This is a genomic window from Candidatus Chlamydia sanziniae (genome assembly GCF_001653975.1).
Lineage (GTDB): Bacteria > Chlamydiota > Chlamydiia > Chlamydiales > Chlamydiaceae > Chlamydia > Chlamydia sanziniae.
This window is the reverse complement of record NZ_CP014639.1, coordinates 915,250-933,743: the sequence shown is the minus strand read 5'-3', so window position 1 is coordinate 933,743 and position 18,494 is coordinate 915,250. Positions and strand designations below refer to the sequence as shown.

Sequence of the window (18,494 nt, the reverse complement as noted above, 5' to 3'; positions counted from 1 at the left end):
AAAAAATGGAAATATTATTAAAATGACAACTCCAGATAATAATAAATGTTATTTTAAAGTTGATTCTACTATAGATAATAATTTGCTTGCCGCAAACATCATTACCTTTGACACTCAAGCTAAAAGCATTCAACCAAATATGACTTTTGATATACAAGGGAATGCTTCATTTAGTTCTAAAGCAACAACTCAAGGGCTCACCTCTGGAAGCAGTTATAATTTAAACGCAGAATCTTCTAGCAGTACGCTATCAATTAACTTACATGGAAATCGCTTAAGTAATGTAGCTCGACCAGTCTACGAGTGTTCGCCCGTACCTGCATACTACGTCAATTCTCCTGAATACTATTTCTGCTCCCTACAAGCATATGGCCGTCTTACCATGCCAACGGAGCAAGGAGCATTGCGAATGCTAAATGCACCTTTGACGATTTATCAATCACGAAATATTAACCAGATCTTTCGCTTTGTAGGCTTTAAAGCAGGGCAACAACGAGTAACCGCAGGTGGTAGCTCAGCTATACAATTACTTGCTATTGGAACATACATGTTCTTTTTCAGTATTGGAAAACGTTGGGGATGGAATAATGGATGGGGAGGGTATATATATCTTAAAAGGGGTGATGGGAAGGTTTTTTCTGGGAATACTGTTTACAGCGGTGGCGGGTATGCAGACCAAGGAGGACTCGGCACAGCAATGCGGATTACAAGTGTAGCTCCGGATCCAAATGCATCTAATTTAGGTGAACACCGAAATAACGTTTTCTATTTTGATCTTGAACACGATCAAGCCGTCTTAAACAGTTTTTCTTTTGGTCTTATTTATTATCCAGATATCGCAGGTTAACTATGATTGAAAAACAACCCAAACAAACAATCCTGAGCTCTGTTGGCGATTCACCTAAAAGTATAGAAAACGACTCTGGAGTTAAGGATCAAAATCTTTTTCTTGATAAGACAACACTTTCTGTTGATGGTAAGACAACTGTTGAAAATACCTTATCTACTCGTAACCTTAGAGTAACAGATCAAGTTACCAGTCCCTGTGATGTGACTATTGGAGGCAATCTAACTACAACAAGTACGAAATTTAATGCAACTGTGCTTTCTAATGGTTTCAATATTACCTCTCCCACAGAACAAAACAAAACTCCAATATTTAATGACATTAGCAACCCACTTTCCCAAAGAGACGCTCTAACATTTGATTACTACCATAAGACTTCTATACAAGCCGCAAATCAATACATCAGGTATAAGAATGTGTATACAATAACGGTTAATAACAAAAACATACCCATAAAATTATCAGGAGGAGGCGAAGCACAAGACAATAGCTATAATGCCACTCCAAACAATAGCCGATACTTTTCTATATCTACTGATAAGATTCTTCTGAAAGCAGCCGGTATTTACCAAGTAACACTACAATGTAGTCGTTACTATGGTGGGCATAGTGGAACTGATGAAGCAAATTTCCTTCTTTATTTGAATTCAGGAGGAGTGAAGACTTTACTTAACATTGCCGACACCCGAGGAGTTTCAGGAAGTGACAGTACGTGTGTCGTATTATTCGCAATTTTTCCTATACCTGAAAGCACATCAAACAACCATCCTTACATCCAAGCAGAAACTGGAATGTCAATAGATATTAAAAGCTTTAGCACTAATGTCATTTGGTTCCCATTCAAATTCAATTTTTCTGAGGTAGATTAATATGGCAGGACCAACACCAAAAATTAATATTTCACTTCCTATCTTTGTTCGATTCGACATTCAATCCATTAATCTAACAGAGGTACAAAAAAACACGGCCCTTACTGTTACTGAAAGCATTACTACAGAAAATGCTGCAATTTCAAGTAATCTCACCTGTACTAATGGAGGGGTTACTTGCCAACAAAATCTCTCGGTGAAACAAAATATCAATGTAACGCTATCTGAATCAACTTCCATTGACTTTCATGGCCGACTCAATCTAGCAAACACGACAGTTTCCTACAAAGATACATCAGGAAACAATCGTTCAGATTACACAAATATCAATACTCAACAGCCACAACAATACGTTCCTTTTGGATATTTCAAGCGCTCACAACCAAAAACAGCACGGCGATCAGCTACTTCTGGAGGACATAGTGGATCTGGGGATTTCGGAACCGGTACTGCCCTTCCCTGGAATAAATTTCACCAAGAAGAGTATACAAATACTGCAGGACTCACAATTAACGGAGGAAAATTACAATTTACAGCAAGCACTATTGAACCAAAAGTCTTTCGCATAAGTGCTTTCATGATAAAGGATGGCCGCTGGCTAGATAACGGTACCGGAGGCGAATGTGTTTTAGAAGCTGTTACTAATGGTCTAGACATACCACTTTCAATCACTACAAGTGCTGGGCGAAGTAATTTTCGAACACGACCTATGCAATGGTTTTGTTCAACATTTTATACAACAACACCAGGATACTTCCAAATAAGAAACATAGGATGGTCTACCTTTCGAGTGGCAGCATTCTCTTGGAATGTTGTTCAATTGCCTTACTCCGTTTAGTTCAACTACATCTTTCCCAAGTTTACTGCTATTTAATAGCAGAGCTTGGGTTCAAGGAACTTTTTTATAACATGCCTAACAAAGTCATACTTCCGCGCTGCAACATTATTAACCAAAATAAGAAATAGGCTTCGCTTTGTTTATAAATATAAATTTGTGAGATATATCAGTAGAGCTGTCTGAAAAATTCTTTCACTCATCTTTTAGAATTCAATAAACAACAATTCCTTATTTTATTGATAGATTCATAACCCACTTTCCATGAAATTAGATTCTAAATAATAAATTTCATTTTAAGGAAAAGCTTAGTTGAAAAAATTTAAACTTTTTGTTATCACTTAAGTTCTTTAACCAATGACAATGAAGGAGATCTCTTGATTCTTTTTAAAAAGAACTATAGCATAGTATAGCAATTTAGCATTTTTTAAAAGGACTGATCCATGGCAAGCAAGACCCGCGAAATTATCAAATTAAAAAGTTCAGAAAGTTCTGATATCTATTGGACTGTGAAAAACAAAAGAAAAACAACAGGTCGACTAGAACTCAAAAAATATGATAGAAAGTTGCGTAGACACGTAATTTTTAAAGAAGCTAAATAACCAGATTTTCTAAATGCTTGCCTACTTGGCTTCGCTACACTCGCTTTTTAATTAGAAGTCATGAAATTAGAATTTTCTATAGCTCTAAAGTATTTAGTACCAAGAAAAGGAGGAGTATCCTCTGCTTTCATTTCTCTTTTTTCTATAGGTATTATTTCTCTTGTTGTGTGGCTCTCACTAGTTTTCATCTCTGTAATCCACGGTCTAGAACAAAGATGGCTTCATGACCTTTCTCAACTGCATTCTCCTATTACTATGGTTCCTTCGGAAGCATATTACAATTCCTATTACTATCAAGTAGACAAGCATTCCGAATCTTCAAATTATACCACTAAAACTTTAGGAGAAAAATTGTCTTCATTGCAAGAAGATCCTTATGATTCAGAAGTAGATTACCAACTTCCTGAAGTCTTTCCCTGTCGAGATTGTAACAATGCGGGCGTACTCAAAGATCCTGTAAAAATTGCCGTAAAATCCCTACAACCTTACCTAAATGAGAAAAAAGCGCAACTTTTAGAATTTGAGGAGGGGATAGGTTACCTGCAGCTAGATCCTACGTCTAATTTACATAAACCCCAATCAAGGACATTATCTCATTTTATTACGTATCCCTCAAACAGTACCACCTATCAAGAAAAAGTCCTTCCCTATGACGAAACAGACTACAGCTCTTCTGATCTGAACCCCTTTAATAGAAGTTCTCACGGTTGGAGAGAAGACTTTCATCGTTTAGAAACTCTTTATCAAGGAGCTGCAGTTATCCTTCCTCATGCTTATAAAGAACTTGGTTATCAAGTTGGAAGTTTAGGGAAATTAAGCACGTATTCATTAGCAACCCAAAAGGAAACCTTTTATCCTGTCCATGTAATAGGATTTTATAACTCTGGACTCTCTCCCTTAGGCAGCAAAACCATCTTCATTGATCCTGAATTAACTACATTCATACGTGCAAGCTCCGAAGGTTTAGGAATGACAAATGGATTTCATATTTTCTTTTCCAATACTAAGGAAATCTTGCCTATCAAAAATCAGATAGAAAAAATCCTTATCTCTTCAGAGATCCACAAGTACTGGGATATTTCTTCTTTATATGATTATGACTACTTTAAGCCCATTTTAGATCAATTACAGAGTGATGAGGTGCTCTTTCTTTTTGTTGCTATCCTTATCCTTACTGTTGCTTGTTCTAATGTGATGACTATGTCTATTTTGCTTGTAAATAACAAAAAAAAGGAAATTGGCATCCTCAAAGCCATGGGAGCTTCACCTCAAAGCCTTAAAGCCATATTTGCTTGCTGTGGTGCTGTATCGGGAGCTTTTGGCGTCATACTAGGAACTCTTTTAGCCTTGTTAACCTTAAAAAATTTACAATCTATTGTCGAGGTACTCAGCTATCTTCAAGGAAGAGAAGCCTTTAATACCACTTTCTTCGGCCAAAACCTACCAAATAAAATCCATCCTCAAGCTATCTACTTTTTAGGCTTTGGCACCTTAATCCTAGCAGCAATTTCAGGAGCCCTACCAGCAAGAAAAATCGCCAAAATGCAGGTTTCTGAAATCTTAAAAGCAGATTAATCATGCCCTTACTTATAGAAGCAAAAAACCTTTCTAAGACTATCCGACAAGAGAATCAAGTTATCTCTATCCTAAAAAATGTTTCCTTATCGCTATGTTCTGGAGAAACCATAGCGATTACAGGTGCTTCAGGAAACGGAAAAACTACGTTACTTCATCTTCTTGGCACTTTAGATGCTCCTTCTTCTGGGGAACTGAAGTTCTTTGGAAAAGATCAAAAAAAATATAATCTTCCCAGCTTGAGAAATCAGCATATTGGCTTTATTTTTCAAAACTTTTATCTGTTAGAAGATGATACTGTTTTAAACAATATTTTAATTCCAGCCACAATAGCACATAAAAATACTTCTAAAGGTTCTTTAACTTACCAATACGCTCAACAACTCTTAGATTCCGTAGACCTCAAACATAAAACTTTCACTCGCTGTTCTAAACTATCAGGAGGAGAGAAACAGCGGGTAGCAATTGCTCGAGCCCTTATGAACAAACCTACAATCCTTCTAGCTGATGAGCCCTCTGGAAATTTAGATGAACAAACATCGGAATGTATTCATCACCTTCTATTAAAACAAGCTCATCCACTTTGTGGTGTCCTTATTGTCACTCATAACAAAAAGCTTGCAAGGCAATGCTCTAAAGAAGGTGTTTTACGCAACGGGCAACTATTTTTTTAGTAGAAAAGGCGAACTTATAAAAAGTATTTAAAAAAAATACTATATCTACTGTACTTAGCTATTTTTATTTGTAAAAAAATACACAAACTTATAATCTGTACCTCCGAGTAAGATGGTTACATGTTATGGAAAAAAGAAAAGATACAAGAACAACCTTAGTCAAACCTTCCGAAGTTATTAAATCTTGGTATGTAGTGGATGCTACTGATAAAACTCTAGGTAGATTATCGTCTGAGGTTGCAAAAATTTTGAGGGGAAAGCATAAAGTAACTTACACACCCTATGTAGCTATGGGAGATGGTGTCATCATTATCAATGCAGAAAAAGTACGTTTAACGGGAAGTAAGAAAAGCCAAAAACTCTACCGTTATTACACAGGATACATTTCTGGTATGCGAGAAATTCCTTTTGAGAACATGATGGCAAGAAAACCAAGTTATATTATTGAACATGCAATTAAAGGCATGATCTCTAGAAATAGTCTAGGTAGAAAGCAATTAAAATCTCTCCGAATTGTTAAAGGAGGGGAGTATGAGAATTTCGAAGCTCAAAAACCAATTTTATTGGATATTTAATTCAAGGTGAGTTGTGGCAAAAAATACAATGCAAGAATCCGTAGCCACAGGAAGAAGAAAACAAGCAGTATCTAGCGTGCGTCTTCGTCCTGGAAGTGGTAAAATTGATGTGAATGGAAAAACATTTAAGGAGTATTTTCCTTCGGAAATTCAAAGAACTACTATTCTTTCTCCTTTAAAAACTATAGGCAATCAAGATCAGTTTGATCTTATTATTCGCGTCAGTGGTGGTGGAATCCAAGGTCAGGTAATTGCCACACGATTAGGTCTTGCTAGAGCTCTTTTAAAAGAAAACGAGGAATCTAGACAAGAGCTAAAAAGCTGTGGTTTCCTTACACGAGATCCAAGAAAGAAAGAACGGAAAAAATATGGGCATAAAAAAGCCCGCAAGAGTTTCCAATTTTCCAAACGTTAATTGGCGTTGTTTACGAATACTTTTATTAAGAAGAGTTTTCCTATTAAAGGAAAGCTCTTCTTTTTTTAGGAAATCCAAAAAAGGCGGGTACGTTTATCCCTAGTCTAGGTGAATGCAACATGTTCCCTGTGAACTGACAATCTTTTCCCACAATAAAATTGGAAACGTTGCCTAAAGTCTTCGAAGCATGAATTAATCTCTGAGAATCTCTTTTTAGCATAACATGAGAGATGCATGACATCTTTTCATTAAGAAAGACAAAACCTCCAGGAGGAAGCTCATTAAAATTCGCGACAGGGTAGCAATCTGCATATTGATCTATAGAATTTCTGGGGATATTATAGCCTTGAGCTTGATATAAAATATTTATAAGTCCTGAACAATCTACACCTAATACCTCGAGATTTTTATGGAGACAACGTCCGCCCCATAAATAAGGGAAGCCTAAGAATTGTTCGGCATCGCGAAATAAATTTTCCATGGAAAAATCTCGATTTAAAAACCGAAGATGACGAGATACACACCAAGGTTCTCCTGGTCCCCAAACCTCAACTAGAGCTTCCAAAACTTCCTTGGGGAAACGTACCCTATTCTTAGAATCCACGACCAGTAATGTTCCAAAAGGAAGAGGAATATTCCAAGGTTTTAACAACGCAGACGATGAAACTATAGCAGCATTAGGCTCTAATCGAATACTTGAAAAACAAGTCATGTGGTCAGCACACAAACGATTCCCTGGATATGGTCTCCACAATGCCCCGTCTTTAAATAACTGGGAATAAGCATAACATTTGTGATTACAAAATAAAACACGTTCACCAAAAAGAATCTGTGTTTCAAGGTCCCCTTCTTCAGAAAATAAATTAGCAAAAGGGGAATAGAGCAGGCAATGCTTCATAAGCTCAAAAAACAATATAGCTTAAAATATTTCGAAAAACCTGGTCCTCTGTATTTTCAGCAGAAATACGATTAAGTTTTCCCATGCTTTCGTAATAAGCAGTCACCGGAATGGTATATTCGTAATATGTTTTTAACCTTTGTTTGACTACTTCAGGAGAGTCGTCAGAACGTCGAATCAAACTGCTATGACATAGAGGGCACTGGCTATAGCCTTGTTCTTGTCTATAAATACGAGCACATGAGAGACAAATAAGCCTAGAGCAAATCCTCCGAATGATTTCCTGTTCAGAGACGTCCAAAAAAAACACATGGTAATTTAAGCCTAATTTTTTGAAAAAACTGTCTAAAATATGAGCTTGATCTAAATTTCGGGGAAACCCATCAATAATACAGCCTTGTGTGCATGCCTTACTTAGCAACCTCTCTTTTAACAGGCTCCAGACAACACTACTAGGAACAAACTGTCCCTTATCTAAATAAGCTTTAGCCTCAAGACTAAAAGGGGTTTGTTGCTTTATAACAGCACGCAACATATCACCAGAGCTAACATGAGGTATGCCGAGGGTATTTGCAAGACGTTGTGATTGGGAGCCTTTACCTGATCCTGGAGGTCCCATAACAATATAAAAAGCATTTTTCATTATAATATTTTTCTTTAACAATGGATGAAGCATAAATTTTTGCAAACAAAACACGCTCATAATAAGACTCTATACCTCATAGTACTCTAAAAACCTCAGTAAGTACTTTTTTCTAGTCTTATTTCGGTGAGGAGGCAAAGAAATGTATCTTGTCTTATAAAAAAACATACTTTTTATCCGCACAATATGAGAATATTCCAAGCCCTCAAAATTGTAAAAATCTGTTTCCTATTTAGCAATTAGAATGTGCTTTTTATATGTAGAAGAGTCTGCCTTTACAGAAACTTCACTATGTTATAAAAATGCTTGGATGTGTTTTCCTTATTCAAAGAATCTTTGGAGCTCTTTTACTCCTTTGTTTAGGTGACTTATCTTTTTTTCTACATACATTATACATTCCAAGGAGTGTTGGAAAGTTGAGATTTTCAAGCCCATAACCTTAGAAAAAAGTAAAAGCCTTATTGAATCTTTAGCAGGAAATTTTTAAAATTGAAGTCTAGATTGCTTAGATTTTAACAACGAGATCGAATCGTATGGTGTATTTACATTTTATCAAGAATTTTCAAAAGGCTAAAAAAAATCATCTAATAAATAGTTTGTTTTGAACAAAACCAAACTGTGGAATTATAATCATCTACTAATTTTACTTGCTGTTTTCTAAAAAGACACGCTAAGAAAAAAAATCTTAGTATTTATCTAAAAAGTAAAAAATATCAGAAACTTAAAAATTTTTTAATAACATTTATTGGGGAGTTCAAAATGGCTTGTTACCTTTATCTTTCTTCACCTGGAATGACTTCTTTTGATTTAGATAATATGTCTAAAGTAAAGCAAGCATGCCTTATAACACTTGATGTACTTTTAGCTCCACTTATTCTGGTCATTGTTTCTATTGTTATCCCATTTCTTTTACTTATTAAGATTATCTACAAAACTTTGACCTTCCTCATAGCTGCCATACAAGCAAAGTATTCCGGAAAAATGATTCCACGTGCTAAAGCACACTTTTCAAGTTTCACTAATCAAGCCAAAGACACTACAGATTATTACGGACTTCTATACTGTATTCCTATAATTGGAGTCATAATCTGTATTGTTTTATTAACAGCGAGTTATGTAGAGAATGAAGGCGGGCGGGCAAGCTGCGGTTCTAGGATGTTCATTGCCTGTGCAGTTCCCTTCGTCCAACTAGAACATACTGTTCGTGCATGGTAAATCTAGTACAATGTAAAGTAAATTTTCTTAATTGAAAGGACTTTAGTTCTATTAGCGACGCAATTAAATCTTGATAAAAAAATAAAATCCTTGTTGATAAACAATATTTCTAGTAAAATTTTGCAATTCCAATAAAATATGAACTTTTCATGACTCCAACAACGCTATTGTCCGGCACAACTTATGCAGCCAATGAGAACACTCGCCGTTGTTTAAATTTTTTATACAGTGGTACAGAATTTGTTGGTAGTCAAGATCAATCGAATGATCTTAAAAGATTTTTCACCAAAAGCAAACTCAATTTTCACTGGCTTAACGCTTTAATATTACAGAACTCTCTATATTACAGAAGTTACACATGGTCTTCGCCAATTTTCACTAGTCTAAGCACTATAGGGGTGCTGATGAATTCCCTGCAACATCTGGCAGTATTAGCATATCTTGGGAACGGATACAATTACGCCCTGGGAGGAAATAATAATGCAATTTCTCTAGTTCTTGGCATAATTTGTGTTGCTATTTTACTTATTATATTCGTTCTAATTTTAGGCACAACACTAGGTACCGTAGCCTTTTGCATTTGGAAAATCCACAAGGCTACCGCTACGCTACGCACTCTAAAACAAGATCAAGGAAACATTATTAAAGACTTAAAAACTTGTAAGAATAATCCGGCAGATTTTGCTGCAACCGCAACAGCATTAGCAGCTTCTAAAGATACCTCAAAAGCATATAAAGCTTTTAGAGCATCCTCGATCTCTTTCCTTATTGTTGCTATAATTGCCTCCTTAGTTTTATTTGCCTTAATAGCAGGTATTGTTCTTGCTGTGTTCTTTACAGGTCCTGGAGCGGCTCCTATTCTCACCGCTGCAATGATTGGCTGCTGTGCAGCAGCCGGAGGCGGAGCAATTTTAACATTGATCGGTGCATTAATTGCTTCGTTTTATAGTGCTAAAAAATGCAAACAAACTGCACACCATATGACACAAGCGCTACTCCAAACCGCTGTTAGTGCAATCATCTCTGACATAGGCATCCCTGAGGATTCTTGCCGAAGCCATCGAGATATGGGTAATGCCATTCGCATAATGGTGAATCAAAGCCTCATTAACTATAACAACCTATTTAGAGAAGCGGATCTTCATTTTATACGTAATGCCCTCTTACCTCAGCCCGTATTTCCTTTCGTTTTATTGACACCTCCTTTACCTCCATATTCTGATGACCCACCTCCAAAATACGAAGATCTCTATCCTGACGGCCCACCTTTGTCATAAAGAATAACGTAGTTATGCAAAATATTGATTTATAAGGAAAAGTGTTCCCTATGGAATTGTGAGGTATTTTATTAAAAAATATGTTTATTAATAAGTTTACAAGCAGCAATGATTTTGTATACCAAACAAATCTTACACCTTTTTTTTTCCCTACAAATCTTACACCTTTTTTTTTCCCTTTTGAACAAGGATTTGTTCGAAACTCGAATGGACTAATTTCTTTTAACCTTAACCGCTTCCTCATTATAGGAGCACTTCCTATTCTAGGTATGATAGTAGGAGCTGGAAGGTTTTATAGTGTGTGGTCAACAAAAGATCCTAAAGACTCTACAAAAATGAAAGTTGTCTATACAGCTCAGGCAGTTATAGAAATGTTGGGTCTTGGAATTCTTTTATTCCTTTTCCGAGTAGTGATCTTTGTAATTTGCCTTTTAATTGCTATTCTTAGATTCACATGTTGCTGTTGTGAGGAAACCTCACAAAAGATCTTAAATGCTTTAGCAGAGTTTTGTGGAGTCAATGAAAGACAAAGGAAAAGGGAGCTATAGATAAACATATACTATGAACCTTGTAATAAAACCATAAGTTCCCCAATAACCACTACTCCGAAGCTAGATTCGCAACAAAAAACTATAGGACTTCCATTTTATATATCGAAGAGATACTATCAAAATCTTTAAGATCATAAGTATCGGGAGATAAAATCCAAAATAAAGGAGTCTTAGTTCCTCCTATACGTTCTATAGGATAAATTTTTTCTTCTCTGCCTTCGGAAAAAAATATAGCTTTCACAATTTGTTTCTTATTTACTCCCTGTACATAAACCACGATATGCCTACTCCTATGAACGCAGGGGAGTGTTAAAGTCATTCTATTTGTTGCTAACTGAGGAACATCATTAAACACAACAAGACGATTCTCCTCTTCTAAAGCTGCTGTATAAGGAAAGAGAGAGAGGGTATGACCATCTTCTCCTAACCCCAACATTATCATGTCAAAACTAGATTCAGGAACTACAGATTCTATGAGTTTTTGATACTCTTCCGCCCCATTAGGATCTTGCGTATCCATTCGGAATACCTGAGTACTAGGAACAGCTAACTCATAGAGTATACTCATCGCTTGGCTATAGTTATTAGCTGCGGATGTAACAGGAGCTTGTCTTTCATCTCCCCAAAACAAGAAGAACTTACTAGGGTCTATAAGTTTGTCTTTATTTTCAACAATGTTTCTATAAATTTGTAAAGGTGTGTTCCCTCCTGATAAGGCTACATAAAAAGCACCACGCTCTTTAACTGCCCGATTTGCTGTGGCAATCCAGTCTTTACTTGCTAAGTCCACAAAAAAATCGGATTGTTTAATTAACAAAAGCTTATTGTTATCATTAAAATTTACTAGTGTTGCCATATACTTTTCTTGAGGTTTCTTTGATTTTTATAGAGGTTGCCAACTCCTTCCATCTGCCTGTAGCAATGCATCGGCTTCCTTCGGACCAATAGAGCCAGCAACATAGTTCGGAAAATTTGGTGAAATAGAATTTTCTTCCCATTCCCTTAACACTGGAGTAAAGAGCCGCCAAGAAGCCATAACTTCCTCGCGACCAGTAAATAAAGTTCTATCGCCTAAAATACAATCGCATAATAATCGTTCATATGCCTCAGGCGTGGTTGTTTTAAAATAACTGTCGTAACGAAAATCCATTTTTACAGGACGTACAACAGTGTTCGTTCCAGGAACTTTACAGTTGAACTTTAAAGCTACACCTTCATCAGGTTGGATACGAATAATCAATAAATCATTGTCCAAAGGGCAAAGAGAACAATTTTCTACAGAAAATAGATTATAGGTGGTCTTTTTAAAAATAACAGAAATATCTGTAGATCTTTTTGCAAGACGTTTACCTGCACGCAAATAAAAGGGAACCCCAAGCCACCGAGGCGTATTAATTTCAGCTTTTACAGCAACATAAGTTTCTACATTCGAATCTTTAGCAACATTTTCTTCCTCACGATAACCTAAGACAGAAACTCCCTGGACAATGCCGGAACCATATTGTCCACGCACTATGGAGGACTCAGGAGATAAGGGAGAAATAGATTGTAGAATTTTAATTTTTTCTTTTTTTATTTCTTCAGAGTCGAAAGTTACTGGAGGATCCATAGTAAGTAAGCATAAAAGCTGCATCATATGATTTTGAACCATGTCTCGGAGCATTCCTGATGATTCAAACAAATTGCCCCGTGTTCCAATACCAATAGTCTCACCCATACTAATCTGTACATGATCAATATACTGTGAATTCCAACAAGATTCGAACAACATGTTTGCAAAACGTATCGTTAAAATGTTCTGTACAGTCTCCTTACCCAAATAATGGTCAATGCGATACACAGCCTCTTCATCAAGATTATCATCAATACATTGTTGCAGCTTCTCAGCACTTTTTAAATCTCTTCCAAAAGGCTTTTCTATAATAACACGTGACCAGGGTTGCCCTTTTTCAGAAAATTTATAGAAAAGGTCGTATTTGTTTAGATTTCTAATAATCTCAGGGAAATATTGTGGAGGAGTAGAAAGATAAAAAAGACGATTTCCCCGAGTCCCACATTTATGATCTATTTCCTCTAAAAAACTCTTCAATAAAATATAACCTGCAGTATTATCAAATTCTGAACGATGGTAAAACAATCGCTCCTGAAGATTCTCCCAAACCCGAATATCTAATTCTGTGGATGGTAAAAAGGTAATGACCGCTTGCTTCATCTCGTGACGAAATTGCTCATGAGTCTTTTCTCTTCTTGCAAATCCAACGCAGGCAAATGTCTCAGAAAGCTGCCCTTCTTTTGAAAGACGGTATAAAGCAGGTAGAAGTTTACGCGCAGTAAGATCTCCTGTAGCGCCAAAAATAACTAACACACAGGGTGGACATAGACGCGGAGAAGTTGTATCTTTCTCCTCTTGAACTATATCAGCCATTTCTAACTCCTTTTTTGTCTAACAGGATTAAGAGCAAAAATAACAAAAAATAACAATAGTTCCTAAGAAGAAAATTTTTTTAATCTATGAGAAGTAGCTCATGTAATCTCATGACTACTCTCAAGAAAACTTGTTAAGATCAAAGTTGCAGCAAGAGCATCTGTTTTGCCTTTCCTTTGTTTTCGGCTAAGCCCACAATCATGTTTCAACATGCGTTTCGCTTGAGCGGAAGAAAGACGTTCATCCCAAAGCACAATGTCTACAAGAGGTATTTCTTTTAGTTTTTCAGCAAGAGCTGTTATTTCCTCTTGTAAAGGGGAAATTTGATTTCTCTGCATGGGAAGAGGATTACCTAGAACTACACAAGTGATCTGCCGGTCTACAATAACCTTTTGGAGGGTTTGTGCTGTTGCCTCTAAACTCTTACTCGCTTCCAGAACTCCTATAGGAAGACTCAAAAAAAAAGGCGTTACCGCATAAGCCAACCCTATGCGTTTTTTCCCATAATCCACCCCAAGAAATGCCTTAAAAGCATGACCATTAGACATGAGCTTTGGCCTTAGAATAAACAAGAGCCTCTTGTATAAACCTAATAAAAAGAGGGTGAGGTTTGATTAATTTAGAAATAAATTCAGGATGAAACTGTACGCCTACCATCCAAGGGTGATCTTCAACTTCGACAATTTCACATAACTCTTGATGGGGGCAAATACCAACAACATGTAAGCCCTGGGTTGCTAAACATTTAATATAAGTAGGATTCACTTCATAGCGATGCCGATGCCGTTCATAGATCTCATTGACTTGTCCATAAGCTTTCCATACCTTACTTTCTGGAACTAAGCGACAAGGATAAGATCCTAAGCGCATCGTACCTCCAGTAGCTAAAAGAGGATCCTGTCCCTCCATCATACAGACAACGGGATCAGGCGTTTCTTTCTCCATTTCTGTAGAATTCGCCCGCGATAAATGCAAAACATTACGTGCATATTCTATAATAAGAACTTGCATCCCCAAACAAATGCCAAAATAAGGAACTCTATGTTCACGACAAAATCTAGCAGCCGAAATTTTCCCTTCCCAACCACGAGCTCCAAACCCTCCAGGAACTAAACAGCCGTCACATTGCGCAAGAATCTGAGATAAATTTGGATCTTCGGCATCTATAGGGAGGATCTCTATAGAGTAATTGAGACTCAGAACAGCATGAGTTAATGCTTCAAATATTGACTTATATGCATCGCGATGTTGAAGATATTTGCCTACAATCCCTATGTATACCTTAGGAAGAGGCTGAGATAACCGATCAACTAAGATTTTCCAATCCGTAAGATCTTCTGGCTGAACATTTAATTTTAATTTCTGTCCAATAAATCTAGCAATATGCTCTTGAGAAAGAATAAGAGGCATTTCATAAATTGTAGCGCGTACATCAACAACATTAAAGACCGCATTACTCGGAACATTGCAAAAAAGACTAATCTTAGACTTGACTTCAGAGCTAAGGGCTTCTTCAGAACGACATAAAATTACATCAGGAATAATTCCAATGCTCCGCAAAGTTTGTACTGAATGCTGTGTAGGCTTAGTCTTAACTTCTCTCGCAGCCTTTAAATAAGGGACATAGGTCATATGAAGGTTAAGACAATCTTCAGGATACTCATAACGAAACTGTCGAATAGCTTCTAAGAAGGGGAGCGATTCAATATCTCCTACAGTACCTCCAATTTCCACAATAAGGACATCCGTAGCAGGCTCCTGAACACAATCCAATATCACTTGCATAATTTCATTAGTAATATGGGGGATGACTTGAACTGTACTTCCAAGATAATAGCCTTCGCGTTCCTTCTTAATTACACGAGCATAAATTTGACCGGAAGTCGCTGTAGAATACTTAGAAAGTACAACTGAAGAGAACCTATGATAGTGGCCTAGATCCAAATCTGCCTCTATTCCATCGTCAGTAACATAGATCTCACCATGTTCAAAGGGATTCATCGTCCCTGGATCTACATTAAGATATGGGTCTAGCTTTAACATGGCAACTTTAAGACCCTGTCGTTCTAAAAGTAGGGCTAAAGCAGCCGCTGTTAACCCTTTACCTAAAGAAGAGACTACGCCTCCAGTTAAAAACAAGCACTTGAAAGGCATGTGATATATTTTTCTACCTTAATTATATCTTCAGGATAATCTACGGAAGGACTCTTCGCATTTACAACACACACATGGATACACTCGCCGAACTCTAACGCACGTAACTGTTCAAGATCTTCGGCATCACTTAAAGGCGTAGAGCTGTACTGTATATAGCGGAAGAGAGCTTCTCTTCTAAAAGCATAGACACCGATATGCAAATAGATAGGGGTATCTTCTTTAAAAATACAGGGGATAGGGCTACGGCTAAAATAAAGCGCTCTTCCCTGAGTATCAAAGACACACTTTACCTTATACTCTGCTAAAATCTCTTCCTTGTCTTTAGTTACAGCTACAGGAGTCACTAATTGTATTTCAGGAGATGTCTCGAGTTTTTGGACTAGAGAATCCACTACTTTAGGATCTATGCACGGTTCATCTCCTTGAATGTTTACAATAATCTCAGCATTAGGAAAGTAAGTAGAGGCAACCTCAGCCGTACGCTCCGTACCATTAATCCATTTAGAAGAGGTCATAACGGCATGTCCACCAAAGTCATTCACATGGTCGATGACACGCTGATCTTCAGTAGCAACTACAATTTTATCAAGTAAAGAGCACTCACACACCCTTTCATAAGTCCTTTGTATTAAAGATTTTCCAAGGATCATCGCCAGAGGCTTTCCAGGAAATCTACTACTATACCAGCGCGCAGGTAATACTCCTAGTCTTAGACCTTTAGAGGTTCGCTGATTCATACAACCACCTATAAATAATTTATATTTTTTAATCTACGAGGATTATCTCTTTGAGTTTTATAAAAGACAAGATTTTTTTATTTTTTCGAAAAAATCTATTTTATTTTACAAAATAAAAATGCAGCCGAGATATTATTTAGATAGTTAATATGTTTTGTTTTTTAGTTTATTATGTCGCCATTTTGGAAAAAGGCCCTATTATCCACGTTACTATCCCTAAATATTCTCTACCCTTCCCCTGGAATAGGAGCAGAAACACGTCCGAGGTTTCTAGAAAAAGTGAAAGGGTGGTTCTCTAAAAAGGAGGCCCAGAAAGAAGTTTTCATCTCTAAAGTAAAAAGCTCTCTCGAATGGAAACACTACGACTATACATCAAATTGTGGTTTTTCTGTAGATTTTCCCGGTGAGCCTGACCATTCAGGACAAATTGTAGAACTTCCTCAGTCAGAGATTACCATACGTTATGATACCTACGTAACAGAGACTACGGAAGACAATAGTGTCTACGTAGTTTCTGTTTGGGAATATCCAGATAAAGTTGATATTAGTCGTCCTGAGCTCAACCTTCAAGAAGGGTTTTCAGGAATGATGCAGGCTCTACCTGAGTCCCAAGTTCTTTTCATGCAAGCCACTCAAATTCAAGGACATAAAACTTTAGAATTCTGGATTTCCTGTGAAGACGTCTACTTTCGAGGAATGTTAATATCTGTAAATCACACACTCTATCAGGTGTTTATCGTCTATAAAAATAAAGATCCCAAAGCGCTAGATGAAGAGTACGCAACTTTCACAAAATCTTTCAAAATTACCAAAATACGTGAAGCAAAAACAATGCCTTCCTCTATGCGTAAAAAAATTCACTTATAAGAGCTTCTATCCATTTTCATCCCAATTCAGTTTTTTTGAGTCTAGTTTTTCGCTACCCCTAGACTCAAAAAAGCTAACTTCTCTCTTTTTTTATTCTCTTTAACAATTCTTTTTCTATAAACTACAGGAAAACCTCTTTATAAAGTGGGTGGCACAGTTATGGTCGGCCAATTTCTCCTTATTTTTTTCTGTTCTCTTTCTTTTTTTAGTGTTGTTGCCGAAGATTTAAATATCCTAAACGAGAAACAAGCTCCCTTAACTCGTATTGGAATTATTTTTGCTTTTCCTGAGACAACCGGCGACAGCTCTTCAGAAGACTCTGGCTGTCCTATCCCCTGGTTTTCCAACAGTAAGAGAACTCAAGAAGGGGAGAGAATCTACTACTCTGGCAATTACTTTGGAAAATACTTTGTCGTCTCCTCTCTTTGGCCTAATAAAGTCTCTTCCGCTGTTGTTACATGTAACATGATTCTTAAACATCATGTTGATCTCATTCTCATCATTGGAACGTGTTACTCTCGATCAGAAAACAGCCGCTTCGGTAATGTTTTAATTTCTAAAGGATACATCAATTATGACACTGATATCCGTCCTTTTTTTGAAAGATTTGAGATTCCTGACATCAAGAAAAGTGTGTTTGCAACTAGTGACGTACACCGCGAAGCTATTCGCAAGGGGGGAAAAGAATTTATCACTACAGAGAAACAAGTAATTGAAGATTTGTTAAAAACGTATGGGTATTTGAAACCCAAAACCAAGACAGAACATACATTGACTGAAGGCTTAGTTGCTACAGGAGAATCCTTTGCGATGTCGCGTAATTATTTTCTTTCTCTACAGAAACTCTACCCCGAAATTCAAGGGTTTGACAGTGCTAGCGGTGCTGTCTCTCAAGTCTGCTATGAATATAAGATTCCTTGCTTAGGGGTGAATATCCTGATTCCTCATCCCTTAGAATCTTCAAGCCATGAAGAGTGGAAAAAACTTCAAAATGAAGCAAGCAAGATTTATATGGATACCTTACTTAAAAGTGTCTTAAAAGAGCTTTGCCTAGCACATTAGAAAACACCTTTTACTTTCTTCATTGAGGTTAAATCTCAGAGAAAGTAAGATGATCTTTTTATTTTCGCCTTATGGGAGAAAATTGGAGGGGACTTAGCTTAGTTGGTAGAGCGTCTGATTTGCATTCAGAAGGTCAGGAGTTCGAGTCTCCTAGTCTCCATACATAATTCGCGGTTATAGCTCAGTCGGTTAGAGCGCGACACTGATAATGTCGAGGTCCCAAGTTCAAGTCTTGGTAACCGCAAGTCCTTCATATCCTAAGAATGAAGA

Annotated in this window: 20 protein-coding genes and 2 tRNA genes; 15 read left to right on the top strand and 7 right to left on the bottom strand. The window is 36.9% G+C overall.

Annotation, left to right across the window (positions count from 1 at the left end):
- Nucleotides 1-22 precede the first annotated feature (22 nt).
- The 8 genes from Cs308_RS04055 to rpsI all read left to right on the top strand — a co-directional run bounded on the left by Cs308_RS04055 (nucleotide 23) and on the right by rpsI (nucleotide 6,392).
- Nucleotides 23-847 carry a hypothetical protein gene (locus tag Cs308_RS04055; RefSeq protein ID WP_066482879.1) on the top strand — a complete coding sequence of 275 codons (825 nt, stop codon included), beginning with the start codon at nucleotides 23-25 and terminating at the stop codon, nucleotides 845-847.
- Nucleotides 848-849: 2 nt separating this feature from the next.
- A complete protein-coding gene (locus Cs308_RS04050; RefSeq protein ID WP_082905017.1) occupies nucleotides 850-1,716 on the top strand; it encodes a hypothetical protein in 867 nt (288 codons plus the stop codon).
- A gap of 1 nt (nucleotide 1,717) precedes the next feature.
- Nucleotides 1,718-2,554 (top strand): hypothetical protein, encoded by an 837-nt coding sequence (locus Cs308_RS04045; RefSeq protein ID WP_066482878.1) that lies wholly within the window; start codon nucleotides 1,718-1,720, stop codon nucleotides 2,552-2,554.
- Between the two features lie 440 nt (nucleotides 2,555-2,994).
- Nucleotides 2,995-3,153, top strand: coding sequence for a 50S ribosomal protein L33 (rpmG, locus tag Cs308_RS04040; RefSeq protein ID WP_066482875.1), 159 nt, complete (start codon nucleotides 2,995-2,997; stop codon nucleotides 3,151-3,153).
- Nucleotides 3,154-3,213: 60 nt separating this feature from the next.
- Nucleotides 3,214-4,728 carry an ABC transporter permease gene (locus tag Cs308_RS04035; RefSeq protein WP_066482874.1) on the top strand — a complete coding sequence of 505 codons (1,515 nt, stop codon included), beginning with the start codon at nucleotides 3,214-3,216 and terminating at the stop codon, nucleotides 4,726-4,728.
- Nucleotides 4,729-4,730: 2 nt separating this feature from the next.
- Complete coding sequence (locus tag Cs308_RS04030) at nucleotides 4,731-5,402, top strand: ABC transporter ATP-binding protein (RefSeq protein ID WP_066482873.1); 672 nt, start codon at nucleotides 4,731-4,733, stop codon at nucleotides 5,400-5,402.
- Nucleotides 5,403-5,527: 125 nt separating this feature from the next.
- Complete coding sequence (gene rplM, locus Cs308_RS04025; RefSeq protein WP_066482862.1) at nucleotides 5,528-5,977, top strand: 50S ribosomal protein L13; 450 nt, start codon at nucleotides 5,528-5,530, stop codon at nucleotides 5,975-5,977.
- 28 nt (nucleotides 5,978-6,005) lie between these two features.
- The gene (gene rpsI, locus Cs308_RS04020; RefSeq protein WP_066483461.1) at nucleotides 6,006-6,392 is read left to right on the top strand and encodes a 30S ribosomal protein S9; all 387 of its coding nucleotides are present in this window, start codon (nucleotides 6,006-6,008) and stop codon (nucleotides 6,390-6,392) included.
- 43 nt (nucleotides 6,393-6,435) lie between these two features.
- Here the strand turns inward: rpsI and Cs308_RS04015 are convergent, their stop codons facing one another.
- Together Cs308_RS04015 and Cs308_RS04010 are read right to left on the bottom strand one after the other, a co-directional pair.
- Nucleotides 6,436-7,290: a C40 family peptidase gene (locus Cs308_RS04015; protein ID WP_066483459.1), complete on the bottom strand. Its 855-nt coding sequence runs from the start codon at nucleotides 7,288-7,290 to the stop codon at nucleotides 6,436-6,438.
- 4 nt (nucleotides 7,291-7,294) lie between these two features.
- Nucleotides 7,295-7,933, bottom strand: a complete 639-nt coding sequence (locus tag Cs308_RS04010; protein WP_420834799.1) for a nucleoside monophosphate kinase — start codon at nucleotides 7,931-7,933, stop codon at nucleotides 7,295-7,297.
- A gap of 759 nt (nucleotides 7,934-8,692) precedes the next feature.
- Here Cs308_RS04010 and Cs308_RS04005 point away from each other — a divergent pair.
- From Cs308_RS04005 to Cs308_RS03995, 3 genes are all read left to right on the top strand, one after another.
- On the top strand, nucleotides 8,693-9,148 hold the full coding sequence (locus Cs308_RS04005; protein ID WP_066482861.1) for a hypothetical protein: 456 nt from the start codon (nucleotides 8,693-8,695) through the stop codon (nucleotides 9,146-9,148).
- A 149-nt stretch (nucleotides 9,149-9,297) separates the two neighbouring features.
- Nucleotides 9,298-10,425: an inclusion membrane protein GarD gene (gene garD / locus Cs308_RS04000; protein WP_156506735.1), complete on the top strand. Its 1,128-nt coding sequence runs from the start codon at nucleotides 9,298-9,300 to the stop codon at nucleotides 10,423-10,425.
- An 80-nt stretch (nucleotides 10,426-10,505) separates the two neighbouring features.
- Nucleotides 10,506-10,973: a hypothetical protein gene (locus tag Cs308_RS03995; protein ID WP_066482858.1), complete on the top strand. Its 468-nt coding sequence runs from the start codon at nucleotides 10,506-10,508 to the stop codon at nucleotides 10,971-10,973.
- Nucleotides 10,974-11,055: 82 nt separating this feature from the next.
- Here Cs308_RS03995 and pgl read toward each other — a convergent pair whose 3' ends face one another.
- The 5 genes from pgl to kdsB all read right to left on the bottom strand — a co-directional run bounded on the left by pgl (nucleotide 11,056) and on the right by kdsB (nucleotide 16,295).
- A complete protein-coding gene (gene pgl, locus Cs308_RS03990; RefSeq protein ID WP_066482852.1) occupies nucleotides 11,056-11,832 on the bottom strand; it encodes a 6-phosphogluconolactonase in 777 nt (258 codons plus the stop codon).
- A 27-nt stretch (nucleotides 11,833-11,859) separates the two neighbouring features.
- Nucleotides 11,860-13,401: a glucose-6-phosphate dehydrogenase gene (zwf, locus tag Cs308_RS03985; protein ID WP_066482851.1), complete on the bottom strand. Its 1,542-nt coding sequence runs from the start codon at nucleotides 13,399-13,401 to the stop codon at nucleotides 11,860-11,862.
- 98 nt (nucleotides 13,402-13,499) lie between these two features.
- Nucleotides 13,500-13,949 (bottom strand): Holliday junction resolvase RuvX, encoded by a 450-nt coding sequence (ruvX, locus tag Cs308_RS03980; RefSeq protein WP_066482848.1) that lies wholly within the window; start codon nucleotides 13,947-13,949, stop codon nucleotides 13,500-13,502.
- Nucleotides 13,942-15,555 carry a CTP synthase gene (locus Cs308_RS03975; protein WP_066482846.1) on the bottom strand — a complete coding sequence of 538 codons (1,614 nt, stop codon included), beginning with the start codon at nucleotides 15,553-15,555 and terminating at the stop codon, nucleotides 13,942-13,944. The genes ruvX and Cs308_RS03975 overlap by 8 nt, the downstream gene beginning before the upstream one ends.
- Nucleotides 15,531-16,295, bottom strand: coding sequence for a 3-deoxy-manno-octulosonate cytidylyltransferase (gene kdsB / locus Cs308_RS03970; protein ID WP_066482845.1), 765 nt, complete (start codon nucleotides 16,293-16,295; stop codon nucleotides 15,531-15,533). Before kdsB ends, Cs308_RS03975 begins: the two co-directional genes overlap by 25 nt.
- A 168-nt stretch (nucleotides 16,296-16,463) precedes the next feature.
- Between kdsB and Cs308_RS03965 the strand changes: the two genes are divergently transcribed.
- From Cs308_RS03965 to Cs308_RS03950, 4 genes are all read left to right on the top strand, one after another.
- Nucleotides 16,464-17,162: a hypothetical protein gene (locus tag Cs308_RS03965; protein WP_231881973.1), complete on the top strand. Its 699-nt coding sequence runs from the start codon at nucleotides 16,464-16,466 to the stop codon at nucleotides 17,160-17,162.
- 159 nt (nucleotides 17,163-17,321) lie between these two features.
- On the top strand, nucleotides 17,322-18,224 hold the full coding sequence (locus tag Cs308_RS03960; RefSeq protein WP_066482839.1) for a 5'-methylthioadenosine/S-adenosylhomocysteine nucleosidase family protein: 903 nt from the start codon (nucleotides 17,322-17,324) through the stop codon (nucleotides 18,222-18,224).
- 87 nt (nucleotides 18,225-18,311) lie between these two features.
- Nucleotides 18,312-18,384 (top strand) — tRNA-Ala (locus Cs308_RS03955).
- Nucleotides 18,385-18,394: 10 nt separating this feature from the next.
- Nucleotides 18,395-18,468, top strand: a tRNA-Ile gene (locus Cs308_RS03950).
- The last annotated feature ends 26 nt before the right edge of the window (nucleotides 18,469-18,494 follow it).